The 16,213-nt window shown below is 72.7% G+C and carries 13 protein-coding genes; 6 read left to right on the top strand and 7 right to left on the bottom strand.

All coding sequences use genetic code 11. The annotated features are described in order from the left end of the window. Positions 1-104: 104 nt before the first annotated feature. On the bottom strand, positions 105-515 hold the full coding sequence (locus tag ACFYY6_RS00750; RefSeq protein WP_351517437.1) for a hypothetical protein: 411 nt from the start codon (positions 513-515) through the stop codon (positions 105-107). A gap of 161 nt (positions 516-676) precedes the next feature. Further along, complete coding sequence (locus tag ACFYY6_RS00745; RefSeq protein ID WP_388648400.1) at positions 677-1,888, bottom strand: pyridoxal phosphate-dependent aminotransferase; 1,212 nt, start codon at positions 1,886-1,888, stop codon at positions 677-679. A gap of 358 nt (positions 1,889-2,246) precedes the next feature. Here ACFYY6_RS00745 and ACFYY6_RS00740 point away from each other — a divergent pair, with 358 nt between their 5' ends. Together ACFYY6_RS00740 and ACFYY6_RS00735 are read left to right on the top strand one after the other, a co-directional pair. Continuing rightward, complete coding sequence (locus tag ACFYY6_RS00740) at positions 2,247-3,113, top strand: AraC family transcriptional regulator (RefSeq protein ID WP_351628189.1); 867 nt, start codon at positions 2,247-2,249, stop codon at positions 3,111-3,113. 196 nt (positions 3,114-3,309) lie between these two features. After that, a complete protein-coding gene (locus ACFYY6_RS00735; RefSeq protein WP_351517441.1) occupies positions 3,310-4,200 on the top strand; it encodes a serine protease in 891 nt (296 codons plus the stop codon). A 147-nt stretch (positions 4,201-4,347) separates the two neighbouring features. Here the strand turns inward: ACFYY6_RS00735 and ACFYY6_RS00730 are convergent, their stop codons facing one another. Next, on the bottom strand, positions 4,348-5,301 hold the full coding sequence (locus ACFYY6_RS00730; protein ID WP_389191095.1) for a TetR/AcrR family transcriptional regulator: 954 nt from the start codon (positions 5,299-5,301) through the stop codon (positions 4,348-4,350). Positions 5,302-5,387: 86 nt separating this feature from the next. On the opposite strand from ACFYY6_RS00730, the gene ACFYY6_RS00725 reads away from it, so the two are divergent. Further along, positions 5,388-6,281, top strand: coding sequence for a siderophore-interacting protein (locus ACFYY6_RS00725; RefSeq protein ID WP_389191092.1), 894 nt, complete (start codon positions 5,388-5,390; stop codon positions 6,279-6,281). Between the two features lie 154 nt (positions 6,282-6,435). Here the strand turns inward: ACFYY6_RS00725 and ACFYY6_RS00720 are convergent, their stop codons facing one another. Next, positions 6,436-8,073 carry a D-aminoacylase gene (locus ACFYY6_RS00720; RefSeq protein WP_351628199.1) on the bottom strand — a complete coding sequence of 546 codons (1,638 nt, stop codon included), beginning with the start codon at positions 8,071-8,073 and terminating at the stop codon, positions 6,436-6,438. A 70-nt stretch (positions 8,074-8,143) separates the two neighbouring features. Then, complete coding sequence (locus ACFYY6_RS00715; RefSeq protein WP_389191089.1) at positions 8,144-9,622, bottom strand: alanine racemase; 1,479 nt, start codon at positions 9,620-9,622, stop codon at positions 8,144-8,146. Positions 9,623-10,055: 433 nt separating this feature from the next. On the opposite strand from ACFYY6_RS00715, the gene ACFYY6_RS00710 reads away from it, so the two are divergent. The 3 genes from ACFYY6_RS00710 (at position 10,056) to ACFYY6_RS00700 (ending at position 12,456) form a co-directional block, all read left to right on the top strand. After that, positions 10,056-11,114, top strand: a complete 1,059-nt coding sequence (locus ACFYY6_RS00710) for a sugar kinase (protein WP_389191452.1) — start codon at positions 10,056-10,058, stop codon at positions 11,112-11,114. A gap of 166 nt (positions 11,115-11,280) precedes the next feature. Then, positions 11,281-12,039 carry an IclR family transcriptional regulator gene (locus tag ACFYY6_RS00705; protein ID WP_073781695.1) on the top strand — a complete coding sequence of 253 codons (759 nt, stop codon included), beginning with the start codon at positions 11,281-11,283 and terminating at the stop codon, positions 12,037-12,039. A 6-nt stretch (positions 12,040-12,045) separates the two neighbouring features. Beyond that, positions 12,046-12,456 (top strand): RidA family protein, encoded by a 411-nt coding sequence (locus tag ACFYY6_RS00700; protein WP_351517449.1) that lies wholly within the window; start codon positions 12,046-12,048, stop codon positions 12,454-12,456. 141 nt (positions 12,457-12,597) lie between these two features. Here the strand turns inward: ACFYY6_RS00700 and ACFYY6_RS00695 are convergent, their stop codons facing one another. Continuing rightward, entirely contained in the window at positions 12,598-14,715 is a 2,118-nt protein-coding gene (locus ACFYY6_RS00695; RefSeq protein WP_389191086.1) for a serine/threonine-protein kinase, read from the bottom strand. Positions 14,716-14,900: 185 nt separating this feature from the next. Beyond that, positions 14,901-16,106, bottom strand: coding sequence for a hypothetical protein (locus ACFYY6_RS00690; RefSeq protein ID WP_351628213.1), 1,206 nt, complete (start codon positions 16,104-16,106; stop codon positions 14,901-14,903). Positions 16,107-16,213: the final 107 nt, after the last annotated feature.

Raw genomic sequence — 16,213 nt, 5'->3', positions numbered from 1 at the left:
CAGCCATTCACCGGGGCGTTCGAAAAAAGCGGCGAAAGGGGCATTTCTCCGATAGTTGAATGGCGCCCGGTCCACGCGCCTCGGCGGGCCGTGGACCGGGGCCGTCAGAGGGCGCCGACCAGTCGTGACGGGGTGCCGGACGCGGTGGGCGAGGCCATCGCCGCCGTGTGGGCATCCATGCGCTCGGCCGCGAGGATCGCGACGACGGTGTCGGCGCGGGACGCGGCCACCACCAGCGCCCGGCCCGCGAGGGCGTGTGCGCGGCGGTGGAGGGCGGGTGCGGGCGCTTCGGTCCGGCCGGCGTGCCGGGCCGGCGGCGCACCGCGCAGCCGGGCGACCTGTTCGGCGATGCGGTCGCCCGCCGCGTCCAGCCCCAGTTCGTCGGTGACCGCGAGCAGTGCGGCCAGGTGTCCGGCGAGCTGGATGTCCAACTCCTCCTCGCGGGAGCGGTGCGGGAAGTCGCCGACGTGGTCGGCCGGTGTGTGGACCGATTTGGTGCGGATCGGTTCGTACATGGATGGCCTCCTGGTGTCGCTGTGAGACCATCCTACATTAGATTTAGTCTAAAGTTGTCTGTGATCGAGGCGCGGGTGGCGTCCGGCCGCGGCGGGGCCGGACGCCGCGGCAGGTCCGTTCGACGGGGCCGGGCCCGTTCGAAGGGGCGGGCATCGGCCCGTCAAGGCTGGCCGTATCCGTCCAGGAAGTGCGCGATCCTGGTCACCGCGTCCGCCAGGTCCTCGGCCGAGGGCAGGGTCACGACGCGGAAGTGATCGGGCTCCGGCCAGTTGAATCCGGTGCCGTGCACGACCATGATCTTCTCGGCCCGCAGCAGGTCGAGCACCATCTGCCGGTCGTCCTTGATCTTGTAGACCTTGGGGTCGAGGCGCGGGAAGAGATACAGCGCCCCCTTCGGCTTCACGCACGTCACGCCCGGGATCCGGGTCAGCAGGTCGTACGCGACGTCCCGCTGCTCCCGCATCCGACCGCCCGGCAGCACCAGCTCGTCGATCGACTGCCGTCCGCCGAGGGCGGTGGCCACGGCGTGCTGGGACGGCATGTTGGCGCAGAGCCGCATGTTGGCGAGGATCGTCAGACCCTCGATGTACGAGGCGGCGTGCCCCTTCGGGCCGCACACCGTCAGCCAGCCCGACCGGTATCCGGCCACCCGGTAGTTCTTGGAGAGCCCGTTGAAGGTGAGCACCAGCAGGTCGGGGGCGATCGTCGCGGTGGGGGTGTGGGTGGCGCCGTCGTACAGGATCCGGTCGTAGATCTCGTCCGAGCAGACGACCAGGTTGTGCCGCCGGGCGATCTCCGTGAGCCCGCGCAGCATCGCGTCGTCATAGACCGCGCCCGTCGGATTGTTCGGGTTGATGATCACGAGCGCCTTGGTGCGGTCGGTGATCCTCCGTTCGATGTCGGCGAGGTCCGGCATCCAGTCGGACTGCTCGTCGCAGCGGTAGTGCACCGCCGTGCCGCCCGCCAGCGAGACCGACGCCGTCCACAGCGGGTAGTCCGGAGCGGGTACCAGCACCTCGTCGCCGTCGTCGAGCAGCGCCTGCATCGACATCTGGATCAGCTCGGAGACGCCGTTGCCCAGATAGACGTCCTCGACATCGAGGTCGATGCCCTTGGTCTGGTAGTGCTGCACCACCGCCCGCCGCGCGGACAGCAGTCCTTTCGCGTCGCCGTAGCCGTGTGCCCCGGAGAGGTTGCGCAGTATGTCCTCGAGGATCTCGGGCGGGCACTCGAACCCGAACGCGGCGGGGTTGCCGGTGTTGAGCTTGAGGATGCGATGACCGGCCGCCTCCAGCCGCATCGCCTCCTCCAGCACGGGGCCCCGGATTTCGTAACAGACGTTGGCGAGCTTCGTGGACTGGATGACCTGCATGTCCCGGAGCTTACGGCCGGGCCTTGGGGGGCGCCGGGCTTTCGTCGCCCGTTGCCCCGCCCGGCGCATCGGGCCGCCGTCACCGTGTCTTCCATAGCCATGCGTCCCCCGTCCCCGGACCGTGGGATCGCCGGTCGGGGACGGGGGCGGGGCTTGGAATGGGCCGGAACGGGGACGTGACGCACACGGACGGGTGAGATGGGACACGTGCGTGTGCCGGACGCTCGCGTGGACGGGGCGTCCCCGGTTCGGCCCGGCACGCGCCGGACCGGGGACCCGACCGGACCGGGCACGGACTGTCGGGTCCGCGGGGAGTCGCATTCCCTAGCGTGACTGCTCGTAAGGGAAGGAGTCCGGGGTGCTGGAGCGGCTGAATCAGGCCATGGAGCACATCGAGGGCCGCCTCGGCCAGCGGATCGAGGCGGCCGAGCTGGCGCGGATCGCGATGACGTCGGAGTACCACTTCCGGCGGATGTTCTCGGCGCTGGCCGGGATCCCGCTGTCCGAGTACGTCCGGCGCAGGCGGCTCACGCTCGCGGGGGCCGAGGTGCTGGCGGGGGAGCGGACGCTGCTGGAGATCGCGGTGCGCTACGGCTACGGCTCGGGGGAGGCGTTCGCGCGGGCGTTCCGGGCGATGCACGGCGTCGGTCCGGGCGAGGCCAGGCGGACCGGTGCGGTTCTGCGCTCCCAGCCCCGGATGTCCTTCCGGCTCGTGGTCGAAGGGAGCGGGAGTATGCGATACCGGATCGTGGAGAAGGAGGCGTTCCGCGTGGTCGGCAGGAAGGCGCGGGTTCCGCTGGTGCACGAGGGGGCGAACCCGGCCATCGTCGCGTTCGTCCGGGGCATCGGCGAGGACACCGTGCGGCGCATCGGGGAACTGTCCGATCAGGAACCGCGCGGAATCGTCGGGGTGAGCGACGATCTCGCCGCGAGCAGGGCGGAGGGGACCGAACTCGACTACTACCACGGCGTGGTGACGGGCGCGGCCGTGCCCGAGGACCTGGACGCGCTGGAGGTCCCGGCGGGCACCTGGGCCGTCTTCGGGAGTTCGGGGCCCTTCCCGCAGACGCTCCAGTATCTGTGGCGGGACGTCTTCACCCAGTGGTTCCCGTCCAATCCGTACCGGAGCCGGCCGGGGCCCGAGATCCTGAGCACCCGGCTGTCGCAGGACGGCGGCCGGGCCGACGCCGAACTCTGGATCCCGGTGGAGCACGTGACCGGCTGAGGCGGTCGGCGCCGGGTCCGGGTGGGGCACATGGCGGCTCTGGGGCAGCCCGCCGAGGACCGGGCCCGAGCATTGGCCGGAAACCGCCCCTTGTTGGGGGTCCCCTCCATGCGCAAGCATGCGCATGTCAAACCGAAGGAACTTCGGTAGTCGGGGTCGTCGAGGCCCCGCGCATGTCGCTGGAGGGGACCCCCACATGAAAAAGCCTCTCGTCGGTGCGCTCTTCGCCGTTCTGCTCCTCGGGGCGGGAACCGCACCCGCCGTCGCGGCCACCGGCCAGGAAGCGGCGACGGCCGGCAAGGCGGCGGCCGGCACGGCCGCGGCCGACACGGTCAAGGCGAAGGTCACGCCCCAGGCGGTCAACTTCGCCGGGACCGTGGCGCTCAGCAACTGTTCCGGCTCCGTCGTCCGCACGCCCGACTCCCAGCCCTCCGACCCCGCGCTGGTGCTCTCCAACGGGCACTGCATGGAGACGGGCTTCCCGGGCCCCGGTCAGGTGGTGTTCAACCGGTCGTCCAGTCGTAGCTTCACCCTGCTGAACGCCTCCGGCAGCGGCGTCGCCACGCTGCGGGCCAGCAAGATCGCGTACGGGACGATGACGGACACCGACATCTCGGTGTACCAACTCACCAGCACCTACGCGCAGATCGAGAGCAACTACGGCATCAAGGCGCTGGAGCTCAACACCGCGCACCCCGTCCAGGGCACCGCGATCACGGTGGTCTCCGGCTACTGGAAGCGCACGTACTCCTGCAACGTGGACGGGTTCGTCTACCGGCTCAAGGAAGGCCAGTGGACCTGGAAGGACTCGGTCCGCTACACCTCCGCCTGCCAGACCATCGGCGGCACGTCCGGGTCCCCGGTGATCGACAACGCCACCGGCAAGGTCGTCGCGGTCAACAACACCGGCAACGAGGACGGCCAGAGCTGCACGGACAACAACCCGTGCGAGGTGGACGAGAGCGGCAATGTGACGGTGCGTGAGGGAATCAACTACGCCCAGCAGACCTACGGCATCGTGCCGTGCATCGGCCCGGGCAACAAGTTCGACCTCAACCGGGCGGGATGCGCCCTGCCCAAGCCGTGAGCCGCTGAGCGCTCCGTCGCCGTGACCGCCCGTGCCGACCGGGCGGCCGCGGCGACGTCGTGCGTCGGGGCCCGGGGGCTCGCGGGCTCAGGGCTTGCGGGCCCGGGGCTTGCGGGCTCAGGGCTTGCGGGCTCGGGGCACACCGGTTCAGGGCCTGCCCGTGCGCCTGGTCGCTGCCTCGATCCCGTCGAGCAGTACGTCGAGGCCGACGGCGAACGTCTTCCGTGCCTCGCGCTCCAGGAACGGCATCGTCTCCTCGTCGCCCTCGGCCGAGCCTCCGCCCGCCTCCCCGCTGTACTCGCCTCCGCCTTCTCTCTCGTCCTCGCCCTTGTCCGTGGCGGACGGCGGTCGCGGCGCGCCGGCGCGTTCCATCGCGCTCAGGCTCGGATAACGGTCCGCGAAGTCCGGAGCCACCTCGCCCAGCAGCGCCGAGCGGGCGAACCACCACTCCTCGTCCGGCTCGCCCGTCGCCACCGCCGCCTCCCGTGCCTCGGCGACCGTTCCGGCGCAGCCCCGCACGAAGTGGGTCAGCGTGCCCACCAGTCGCCGCACCAGCCGCGCTTCGAGCCCGGTTCCGGTCAGCAGGCGTACGAGGGTGTCCAGTGCGGCGTACTCGTGCGGGCCGAGGACCGGACGGGCCTGGGAGACCTGGAGCACCCAGGGGTGGCGCAGAAGGAATTCGAGCGTGTCCCGCGCCCATGCGGTCAGCCCGGCCCGCCAGTCGTCGCCGCCCGGCCGCTCCCCTTCGGCGCTCGGGCGCCTGCCGCCCCCCGGTGCGTGTGCCTCGGTGAAGGCCGCGTAGTCCCGGGGCAGTTCGGCGTGGACCGCGTCGTACATGAGGTCCAGCAGCTCGCCCTTGCTGGGGACGTACGTGTACAGCGCCATCGCCGTGCGGCCCAGCCGCTCGCCCACCGCGCGCATCGAGAGCGCGGCCATGCCCTCCTCGTCGGCGACGGAAATCGCGGCGGTCACGATGGCGTCCACGCTCAGCCCCGGCCGGGGGCCCGGACCGGGGGTGCGGCGCGGTTGCTCCGGTCGCTCCGCGCGCCACAACAGGGACATCGAACGCCGGGCGTCGCCCTGTCCGGCATAGACCACCACTTGCAACTCCTTACGCCATAAAGTAATTTCGCCGAGGCGATTTCAATTCCTTATGGCGTAAAGTATCAGGAGAGGTCGGTGTCGGGATGGGCCACGTGTTGCCTGTGTCGTACGTACGGGTCGTGGGCGTGGAGCGGATCACCCCACGGGTCGCGCGCGTCTCCTTCGCCTCGGACGTGGGCATGGGCGCGGGCGTGCAGAGTCTCGCGGAGATCCTGGAGGACCGCCCCGATCAGCAGATGAAACTGTGCTTCCCCCGGGAGGGGCAGGACGTGCCCCGGCTCCCGGTGCCCGACGCCGACGACGCGCACGGCATGCGGTGGTACGAGGCGTACCTCGCGATCCCCGAGCCCGAACGTCCGCTCATGCGCAGCTTCACCGTGCGCGGGTACGACCGCGCGAGCGGTGTGATGACGGTCGACTTCGTGCTGCACGGTGACGACGGCCCCGCCGCCCGCTGGGGCCGGGTCGCGCGCCCGGGGGACGTGCTCGGCATGGTCGGCCCGTCGGCGGCGTACGCCCGGCCGCTGCCGGCGGCCGACTGGTTGCTGCTGGCCGGTGACGAGACGGCGCTCCCGGCGATCGGGACGCTCCTGGAGTCCCTGCCGGCCGGGTCGCGCGCGGTCGTCTACGCCGAGGTCGCCGGCGCGGCGGAGCACCAGATGCTGCACTCGCCGGGCGAGGTGTCCGTCCACTGGGTGGACCGGGACCGGGGCGGGGCGCTGGTGGACGCGGTACGGGCGGCCGAGCTGCCCGTCGGGCCGGGGGCCGCCTGGCTGGCCGGTGAGGCCGGGGCGGTACGGGCGCTGCGCCGTCACCTCGTCGGGGAACGCGCACTGCCCCGGAACGCCGTGGAGTTCAGCGGTTACTGGCGGGCGAACCTGACCCAGGACGACGCGCCGACCGAGGAAGACCTGGCCTGGGCCAGGGACCGGGCGGCGGAGGTGGCAGCAGCGGCCAAGGCGGCGGAGACCTCGTAGCTCCCATAGGCCTCATGGCCCTCGTGGCCCTCGTGGACCTCGTGGGCTCCGTCGGGGCCGGGGGCACCGCTGCGGCCTTCATGCGAGGGCCCAGCCCTCGCCCCCGCCCGTCACCCCCGTTCGGTCCGCCCCTCACCCCCGTACGGTCCGTCCCTCACCCCCGTACGGTCCGTCCCTCACCGCGTACGGCGCGGCCCGCCAGTACCTGGGTCCGGAGGCCGTCCTCGATGACGAAGCGGCCGTCGATCAGTACGTGCGGGATGCCGGTCGGAAGCGTGCGCGGCTTCTCGAACGTCGAACCCGCCGCCACCGTCGCCGGATCGAACAGGACCAGATCGGCGCGGTGGCCCTCGCGGACGTACCCGCGGTCGGCCAGGCGCAGCCGACGTGCGGGGCGGGAGGTGAGGTGGGCGACGCACTCCTCCAGCGACAGGATGCCCAACTCCCGTACGTACCGGCCGAGATACCGCGGGAAGGTGCCATAGGCGCGGGGGTGCGGCTTGTCGCCCTGGAGGATGCCGTCGCTGCCCCCGGTGTGCACCCGGTGCCGCATGATCCGCCGGACGTTCTCCTCGTGGCCCACGTGCTGGAGGATCGTGGAGCCGAGCCGGTCCTCGACGAGCAGCCGGCGGGCGGTCGCCCAGGGTGCCTCGCCGCGCAGCCGGGCCGACTCGGCCACCGTACGGCCGACGTACTCGCCGAGGCCCGGCGCGGTGACTCCCGAGATCTCGATCGTGTCCCACTCGATCGGCACGCCGTGGCAGCCGTCCGAGCCGACCACCTCCATGTCGTGCCGTATGCGTTCCGCGATGGTGTCGTCGGCGAGGCGGGCCAGCACCGCGTCGGGGCCGCCCTCGCCCGCCCAGCTCGGCAGCATCGCGACGAGGGTGGTGCTGCCGGGGGTGTACGGGTAGCTGTCGAGGGAGATGTCGGCGCCCGCGTCCAGCGCCGCGTCGAGCAGGGCCAGCAGCTCCGGGGCCCGCCCCTCGTTCACCCCGAAGTTCATGGTGGCGTGGGCGAGATGGAGCGCGCAGCCCGCGTTCCTGGTCAGCCGCACCATCTCCTCGTACGCGGCCAGCGCACCCGCCCCGTACGAGCGGTGATGGGGGCAGTAGTAGCCGCCGTACCGGGCCACCACCCGGCAGAGTTCGGTGAGTTCGGCGTCGTCCGCGTACATGCCGGGCGTGTAGGTGAGGCCGGAGGACATGCCGACCGCGCCCTCCGCCATGCCCTGGGCGACGAGTTCCCTCATGCGGTTCAGCTCGGCCTCGGTGGGCGGGCGGTCCACCCAGCCCATCGCGTGCATCCTGACCGTGCCCTGCGGGACGAGATAGGCGGCGTTGACGGCGATGCCCCGGCCGTCGAAACCGTGGTCCAGACGGTCCAGGTACTCGCCGACCGTGCGCCAGTCGAAGTCGACGCCGGGGTCCTCGGGTCCGCCCCCGTTCCAGCCGGCGATGGTGCGGCGCACCTCGGCGAGCGTCCGGTCGTCGGCCGGGGCGTACGACAGGCCGTCCTGGCCGAGGACTTCGAGCGTGACGCCCTGTGCGGCCTTGGCGCTGTGGTCGGGGTCGCGCAGCAGGGCCAGGTCGCTGTGCGCGTGCATGTCGATGAAGCCGGGGGAGAGGGCGAGTCCGTCGGCGTCGAGCACGCGGCGGCCCGAGGGGCGCGGGCCGGGCGCGTCCTGGGGGTGGATCGCGGCGATCCGGCCGCCGTCGACCGCCACGTCGGCGCGCCGGCCGGGAGAGCCGGTGCCGTCGATGACGTACGCGTCGCGGATGACCAGGTCCATGGGATCGCCTGTCTGTGGATCGAGCGACTGATCGGGATCGGGGCCGATGCGGATCGGGAGCGATCGGGGATCAGAAGAAGGTACGGATGTAGTCGGTGACGGTGCCGTCCGCCTCGACCAGCGGGATCAGCTGCCACTTGTCGAAGCTGGTGCACGGATGCGACAGACCCATGCCGACCCAGTCGCCGACCTCCAGTTCGGCACCGGGTTCGGTGCGCAGCCAGGTGTGCTGGTCGGAGAGCCCGCCGACCGTGATGCCCGTCGCGGGCCGGACCGTACCGTCGCGCCCGGAGCGTACGACCTGGGCCTGCGGCAGATCGAGGTCGTACGCCGCGTCCCGCTTGCCCGCGTTGAGGAACGCCTGCCCGGGGGAGGGCCGGGACACGACCTGGGCCCAGAGCCGGAAGGCGGGCCGCAGGGCTCCCTCCTCGGGGACGCGGTTGAACGGGGTGAGGTGGCGGTAGTGGCCGTCGTCGTGCGAGACGTACGCCCCCGAGCGCAGCAGCTTCAGTACGGGGCGGGAGAGTTCGGGGATCTGCGCGAAGACGTCCGCCACCGCGTCGAACCACGCACTGCCGCCCGCACTGATCACGATGCCGTCGTCGGTGGCATCCGCCACGCGCCGCATGGCCGCTCCAGCCTCTCCCGCAGCCGGTTCGGATTCTCCCCTCGCCGGTTCGGCTGCTTCCCCGGCCGCTCCGGCCTCTCCCGCAGCCGCTCCGGCCTTTGCCGGTACCGTCCTTGATGCCGCGAGCCGGTCTCCCCGGTCCTTCCGGCCGAACCTGCCCTCCCGGTCGAAGGCGACGGCCAGCGCGACGAGCCGCCGCAGCCACTCGCGGACCCGCTCGCCCGTCGCGTCCGGCACCTCGCCCTCGTACCCGGCCACGCCCACCAGCCGCAGGGTCCCGGTCGCGGCCACCGCGTCGGCGACCGCAGCGCACTCCGCCTCGGTGCGTGCGCCGGTGCGCGCACCCTCGCCCGCACCCAGCTCCACGACGACGTCCACGGGGCGGGAGGCGCCCGCCGCCCGCAACGCCTCGTCCATCAGCTCCACGCCGCGCACCGAGTCGACGTAGCAGACGAAGCGGAACTCCGGGTCGCGGTCCAGCTCGCCGGCGAGCCAGCGCAGGGCCGCGGCGTCGACGAGTTCGTTGGCGAGGAAGATCCGCCGGATCCCGTACGCCCGGTAGACCCGCGCCTGGTGCGGTACGGCCGCCGTGATGCCCCAGGCGCCGTGCTCCAGCTGGCGGGCGAAGAGTTGCGGGGACATGGAGGTCTTGCCGTGCGGGGCGAAGGCCAGCCCGTGGCGCTCCGCGTACGACTCCAGCAGCGCGAGGTTGTGTTCGACGGACTCGGCGGACAGGGCGAGCACCGGGGTGGTGAAGCCGCCCGTGAAGAGATCGCGCCGTTCGGCGGCGAGGGCGCCGACGGTCAGGCCCTCGGCGTCGGGCGGGAGCGCCTTGAAGCGGTGGTCGATCAGCTCGTCGGCGAGTCCGGCCACTGGGCGGTCGGCGGCCAAGGGTGCCTCCTCGATCGAAGTGGTTGTCACGGCGGAAGCCGCTGTTGCATCATATGCAACGTCCGTTGCGTATATCGCTTGTCGGTGTCTAACATCCGAGCCGACACCGGGTCAATGGCAGCACGGCGCCGGGGGATCCGCGAGACCGGGCGCCACTCTCCGGGATCCGTCGCACCATCCTGGCCGTTCGCACCGCCCCGACCACCGCACGGGCCGCTCACCGGCCGCCCACCGCCATGTCAGCCGCCCCGAACGAACGCACCACCGATCACGCGAGGAGCCCCGAGTGCCCGGAACCCCGGCCAGGACCGCCGACACCGGCTCCGTCCCGCCCGTCGACGCGCCCGCCAGTACGGAGACGCTCGTCGGCGCGTCCGTCCGCGCGTTCGCCGGGACGCGCACGCGCACCGGTGAGACCGGCGGCTCCGTCCCGCCCGTCGACGTCGTGTGCCTCGGCGAGTCCATGGTGACGTTCCTGCCGTCGCGGCCCGGCCGTCTCGCCGACGTGCCCTCCTTCAGCCGCGGCATCGGCGGCGCCGAGTCCAACGTCGCCTGCGCGCTCGCCGCGGCCGGCCACCGGACGGCCTGGGTCAGCAGGGTCGGTTCGGACGGGTTCGGGGACCACCTCGTCGAGGCCGTCGCGGGATACGGGGTCGACACCTCCGCGGTGCGGCGCGACCCGGCGCGGCCCACCGGCATCTACTTCCGTACCGCGACGGACCGGGGTACCGACGTGCACGAGGTCGCCTACTACCGGGCCGGTTCCGCCGCCTCCGCGATGTCCCCGGACAACGTCCCGTACGAGGCGCTGTTCGCGGCCCGCGTCCTGCACCTGTCCGGCATCACGGCGGCGCTCTCCGCCGACTGTCTGGCCCTGCTCCGCGACCTGACCTCGCCCCGCCCCGGACGCCCGCTGGTCTCCTTCGACGTCAACCACCGGCCGGGCCTGTGGCGCGACGCCGCCGCGGGCCCCGGAGTGCTGCTGGACCTGGCCCGCGGCTGCGATCTGGTCTTCGTCGGCGAGGACGAGGCGGAGGAGGCATGGGGGCTGAACGGGGCCGAGGCGATCCGCGCGGCGCTCCCGGGGCCGGCGGTCCTGGTCGTGAAGCGCGGGGCCGAGGGGGCCACGGTCTTCTCGCGTACGGGAGGCGCCGTCGTCGGAGAGGCGGGCAACGCAGCGGCGGATGCCGGAGCGGCGGACTCCGGACGGACCGACACCGGGCGGACGGACACCGTCACCGGCGTCCCCGCCCTCCGCGTCGATGTCGTCGCACCCGTCGGCGCCGGTGACGCCTTCGCCGCCGGGTTCCTCTCCGCCACCCTGCGGGGCCTGGGCGTACGCGACCGGGTCCGGCACGGCCACCTCATGGCCGCCGCCGTGCTCACCGTCCCCGGGGACCTCACGGCCCCGCCGTCCCGCGCCCGCGCCGACGCCCTGGCCGCGCTGGACGACGACGCCTGGGGGAGACTTCGTCTCGGCCCCGGGTGGACGGGGGAGGAACAGGAGGTGCGTACGACGTGAGCGACCGCGACCAGCGAACGGGCGGGACGGGCCGGCCGGGCGCCCCGAGCGGGCATCCGGCCGAGCGCCCCTTTGGGCCTTCGGCCGAGCACCGGTCCAGGCATCCGGCCATGGGTGGCGAGGGCCACAGGAGCGGCGAGGACCGCAGGGACAGTGAGGCGCGCGCATGAGCCAGACCGTCGACCGCGCGCTGAGCATCCTGCCGTTGCTCGCCCAGGGGCCCGCCGACCTCGGACAGGTGGCCGAGCGGCTCGGCGTCCACAAGTCCACCGCGCTGCGCCTGCTCCGTACGCTCCACGAACACGGCCTCGTCTACCGCCAGCAGGACCAGCGCTACCGCCTCGGTGCCCGCCTCTTCGCCCTCGCGCAGGAGGCCGTGGAGAACCTCGACGTACGCGAGATCGCCCACCCCCATCTCGTCGAACTCAACGAGAGCTGCGGCCACACCGTGCACCTCGCGGTGTACGAGGAGAACGAGGTCCTCTACATCGACAAGGTCGAGAGCCGCTACCCGGTCCGCATGTACTCCCGGATCGGGAAGCCCGTCGCGATCACCGTCGCCGCCGTGGCGAAACTGCTCCTCGCCGACCTTCCCGAACCCGAGCGGCGTGCCGTCGCCGAGAGGCTCGACTACCCCATGTACACGCCCCGTTCGACCCCGAACGCCGGTGCCTTCCTCAAGGAACTCGCCGTCGTCCGCGAACAGGGCTGGGCCACCGACCTCGGCGGCCACGAGGAGTCCATCAACTGTGTCGCCGCCCCCGTCCGGGGCGCGGACGGACGCGTGGTCGCCGCGATGTCGGTCTCCGCGCCCAACGTGGTCGTCACGGCCGAGGAACTCCTCACCCTGCTCCCGCTGGTGCGCCGCACCGCCGACGCCATCAGCCGGGACTACTCCGGCACCAACCAACCCAGGAGAGCCTGAACAGCCATGACCGAGAAGATCGCCCTCACCCCGAGCACCCACACCACGCCGCCCGCGAAGTTCTCGCACGGGGTGAAGAAGGGGAACATCCTCCAGGTCGCCGGCCAGGTCGGTTTCCTCCCCGCCGTCGAGGGCCAGGCACCGACCCCGGCCGGTCCGACGCTGCGGGAGCAGACCCTCCAGACCTTCGCCAACGTCAAGGCGATCCTGGAGGAGGGCGGCGCGACCTGGGACGACGTGATGATGATGCGCGTCTACCTCACGGACGTGGACCACTTCGCCGAGATGAACGAGATCTACAACGCCTACTTCGCCGGGCAGGACCTGAAGGCCCCGCCCGCCGCCCGCACCACGGTCTACGTCGGGCTTCCCAAGGGCCTGCTCATCGAGATCGACGCGCTCGCGATCCTCGGCTGATCCGACCCCGTACGGGACCGCGGGGCCGCGGAGCACCGCGCCGCGCTCCTGCGGCCCTGGCCGGCCGACCGGCCGACCGTCCGGCCGACGCCGGCCCCCGGGAACCGCCCGTCGGGCGTCGGCGGCCGTACCGCTCGGGCCTCAGCGGCTGTACGTCGTGCACAGGACGTTCTTGCCGCCGTCCACGTCGTAGATCCAGTAGTAGTTCCGGTCGTCCCGGCTCCGGGAGCAGTAGCCCTGCGGATAGGTCTTCTGCGCCCGGTGGTACCCGGTGATCCGCAGGGTCGCGTTGAAGCCTGCGGGAACCTTCTCCGCGTCGCAGCTCCAGACGTTCATGAGGCGTGACTTGGTGACCTTCGTGCCGCTGATCCTGGCCACGAAGCACTGGCCCGTGCGGAACTGGCGCTCCACGCACAACGACACGCCGAAGTCCGGCACCGAGCCCGAGTGGTACCAGTAGGTACGGCCGTTGCCCACCGGGCAGTCGCCGAAGCGGATTCCCTTCCGCGCGGACGTCACCCGCGTGTAGGCGTCGGCGGCGCCGCAGGACACCGTGCGCGGCACGGACGTGGACCAGTCCTCGTAGCCGTCGTCGTACGCGGTGAGGCAGTCCCCGGTCGAAACGTCGCGGAAGGCGGTGTCGGCGGCGTCGGGCGTGGGGGCGGGGTCGTCGGCGGTGGTGGAGGAGGACGAACGGGAGCCGCTTCCGGTTCCGCCGCCACCACCGGAGGACGAGGTGTACCCGCCGCCGGACGAGCTGGTGGACGTGCTGGTGGCGCCGCCGGTGCTGCCGTCGGAGTCCGGTTTCCACGGCTGCCAGACCAGCAGCACGACGAGGATCACCGGCAGGAGCCACCAGCCGCCGGAGGAGCCGTTCCCCGTCGCCGGGGCGGCGGCACGCGAGCCGGAGCCGGTGGCCGAGCCGGAGCCCGCGCCGGAGGAGGCCGACGGGCGCGAGGACGACGAGGCCCTGGTGCGGGCCCGCTCCTGACGGAGCCGTTCCTCGCGCCGCCGCTTCTCGGCCCGTTCGGCGTCGAGCCGGGCGGCCCGCTCGCGCGCGGCCCGCTTCTCGGCCCGTTCCCGTTCCGCACGCTCGTGCTCACGGGCCGCCCGCTCCCGTTCCCGCGCACGCTTCCGTTCCTCCTCCCGCTGCCGCTCCCGTTCGCGCTCCCGTTCCCGGGCCTGCTCCTGTTCCCGCGCCTCCCGTTCGCGCTCCCCGGCCCTCTCCCGTTCCGCACGTGCCCTCTCCTCCGCCGCGACGTCCCCGGTGTACACACGGGTCCGGGGCGGCGGCGGCACCGCCGACGTGCGCTGGTCCACGGTCGGCCCGTCGGGGCCGGCCGTCGCGGAGCGGCGCAGTTCGTGGCCTCGTCGCTCGTACTCCTCGATCAGTGCCGTCCAGCGCGGCGGCAGCCAGCGACTCCCGCTCTGCGAGAGCGGCAGCCCGGCCATCGACCGCCGGAACTCGCGCAGCACGTCCGCCGGTGCGGGACGGTCCGCCGGCCGCACCTCCAGGCAGGGACGGATCAGCGGGACGAGGTCCTTCGGCAGCCCGTCGAGGTGCAGTTCACCGCGCTGCACCCGCGCGAGCAGCGCGAGCGTGTCGCCGTCGGCCCGGTACGGAGGCCGCCCCGTGGCCAGATGGAAGAGGGTCGCGCCCAGTGAGTACACGTCGGACGCCGCCGTCGAGCCCTCGCCGCGAGCCTGCTCGGGCGAGGTGAAGGCGATCGTGCCGAGGGTGAGTCCGGTCAGGGTGAGGTCGTTGGCGTGCGAGATGCCGAAGTCGATCAGGCGGGGGCCGGTCAACGGCAGCAGGATGTTCTGCGGCTTCACGTCCCGGTGGACGACGTTCCCGCGATGCAGCACGACGAGCGCCTCGGCCGTCCCGGCCGCCAGCCACCGCACCGCGGATGCGGGTAACACCCCTGCGGAACGCACCAGTTCGGACAGGGAGGGGGCGGGTATGTAGTCGATGGCCATCCAGGGGACCTCGGCGTCCGGATCGGCCTCCCGCACGCGCGCCGTGAACGCGCTGTCGATCCGTTGCGCCACCTTCACCTCGCGGGCGAACCTGCGCCGGTCGACGGGGCCGGCCTCCCCTTCCGCCAACAGCGTCTTGACCGCCACGAGTTGTCCGTTTGCGGCCTGCGCGAGGTAGATCCGCCCCATCCCGCCGGAGGCCAGCCGCCCGAGCAGCCGGTACGCCCCGAGCGTCGTCGGATCGCTCTCGCCCAGTGCCTCCAGCCGTGGCCCCGCCATGTCGCTCCCCCGTCGCCGCATGGTGTGCCGAACAGGGTCCCACGGGAACCCCGCGGCCGTCCCGTGCCGCGACGGCGCGACATCCATGACGGGCTCGTTCGGGACGGGAGGTGTGGAAGCGCGCGCCGGGCACGAGTCCGGCATTCCTCCGCGCACCGCGTGTCGCGCGCTGCCGGACCGCCCGCTCAGTCGTCCCCCCTCCAGTACATGGGACCGCTCTGCATCCCGTAGTACCCCTCCGCGACATAGGGCCCAGGGTGTGAAGCGGGGTCGTCGCTGATGCCGCCGGCGGCCGTGTATTCGCCCGCCGCCGGCGCGCTCACCTTCAGAGGACCGCAGAGGTGCTGCTCGGCGGCGATCGGGCGCGGGCACACCTTCGGTTGGGACTTGTCCATGTCCGACTTGCGGACCAGCCACAGCCACATCCGCTTTCCCTCGGTACCGGCTCCCGGGTCGGCCCGGTAGTGGGCCGCGAGGACCAGTCGGCCACCGGACTCCCCGATGCAGGTCCGATAGGTGACCCCGTGGTCCGGCTTCCAGGCGCCGCACTGGAGCGAGTCGTTCGGGACCGGAGAAGCGGCCGGGGGCGAGGTGGGGGGAGGGACCGGTGGCTCGACGGCCGGTGGCGCGGGTGGGGTGGTGGGCGCGGCCGACGAAGGTGCTGAGGAAGGCGTCGGCGAGGGCGGAGCGGAGGCCGGGCCGGGGAGCGAGGGCGCCGGCGCGGGCGGGGCCGCGGCCCCCGGCTCGCCGGTGTCCCTGTTCCGGAGCGGTGCGAGCCCCCACACGCACAGCACCACGAGCGCCACCACGGCACCCACGTACCCCAGGGCCAGGCCCGGGTTGTGGCGCACCGAGCCGCCCGCGTACCGCATCGAGACCCTGTGACGGGACCGGTGCCCGTTGTTGAGGACCACCGGACCGTGGTTGCCGGTGATGTTGATGTACGGGCCGGGCGGGACCGGGGCGGGGTCCGGGGAACCCGGCATCGTGCCCGCGGAGCCCGGTGCGGGCGTCGCGCCCCCGGCCGGAGCGGCGGCGTCCCCCCGCTTGACCGTCGACAGCCGCCGTCCTTCCCCTGCCCCCTCGGGCGGCCCGGCCGCTCGCGCGTCGCCCGTCGCCCCGGGACCCGTCGTGGAACCGGGCGAGGGGGCGGCGGGCCCGCCCGCGCCGTCCGGCGCTCCGGCCCGCCCGCCCCGGCCGGACCGTGCGTCGGCCGCGTGCTGCAGCAACAGCGAGCACATCCCGATGCATGTGCTCACGACTGATGCCACATTGCCCGACGCGTCCCAGTCGGCCAGGAACGCCACCGGCAGCGGGCACACCGCCAGCAAGAACATGCCCCAGCGCAGGAGTCGGCCGCGCAGCCGGTATCGGTCGGGTGTGTGCTCCACAGATCCGTCCCTCATTCGTGCTCCGCCGCCCCGTGACCGGCGGAGCCGGGTGCACAGCGTGCACCGGAACGGAATTGATTTCAGGCGAGTGGTGAGGACGTGAACAG

Source organism: Streptomyces sp. NPDC001750 (assembly GCF_042892615.1).
Taxonomy (GTDB): domain Bacteria; phylum Actinomycetota; class Actinomycetes; order Streptomycetales; family Streptomycetaceae; genus Streptomyces.
Note: the sequence above shows the minus strand (reverse complement) of the source record. Positions and strands in the feature narration are given on the sequence as shown.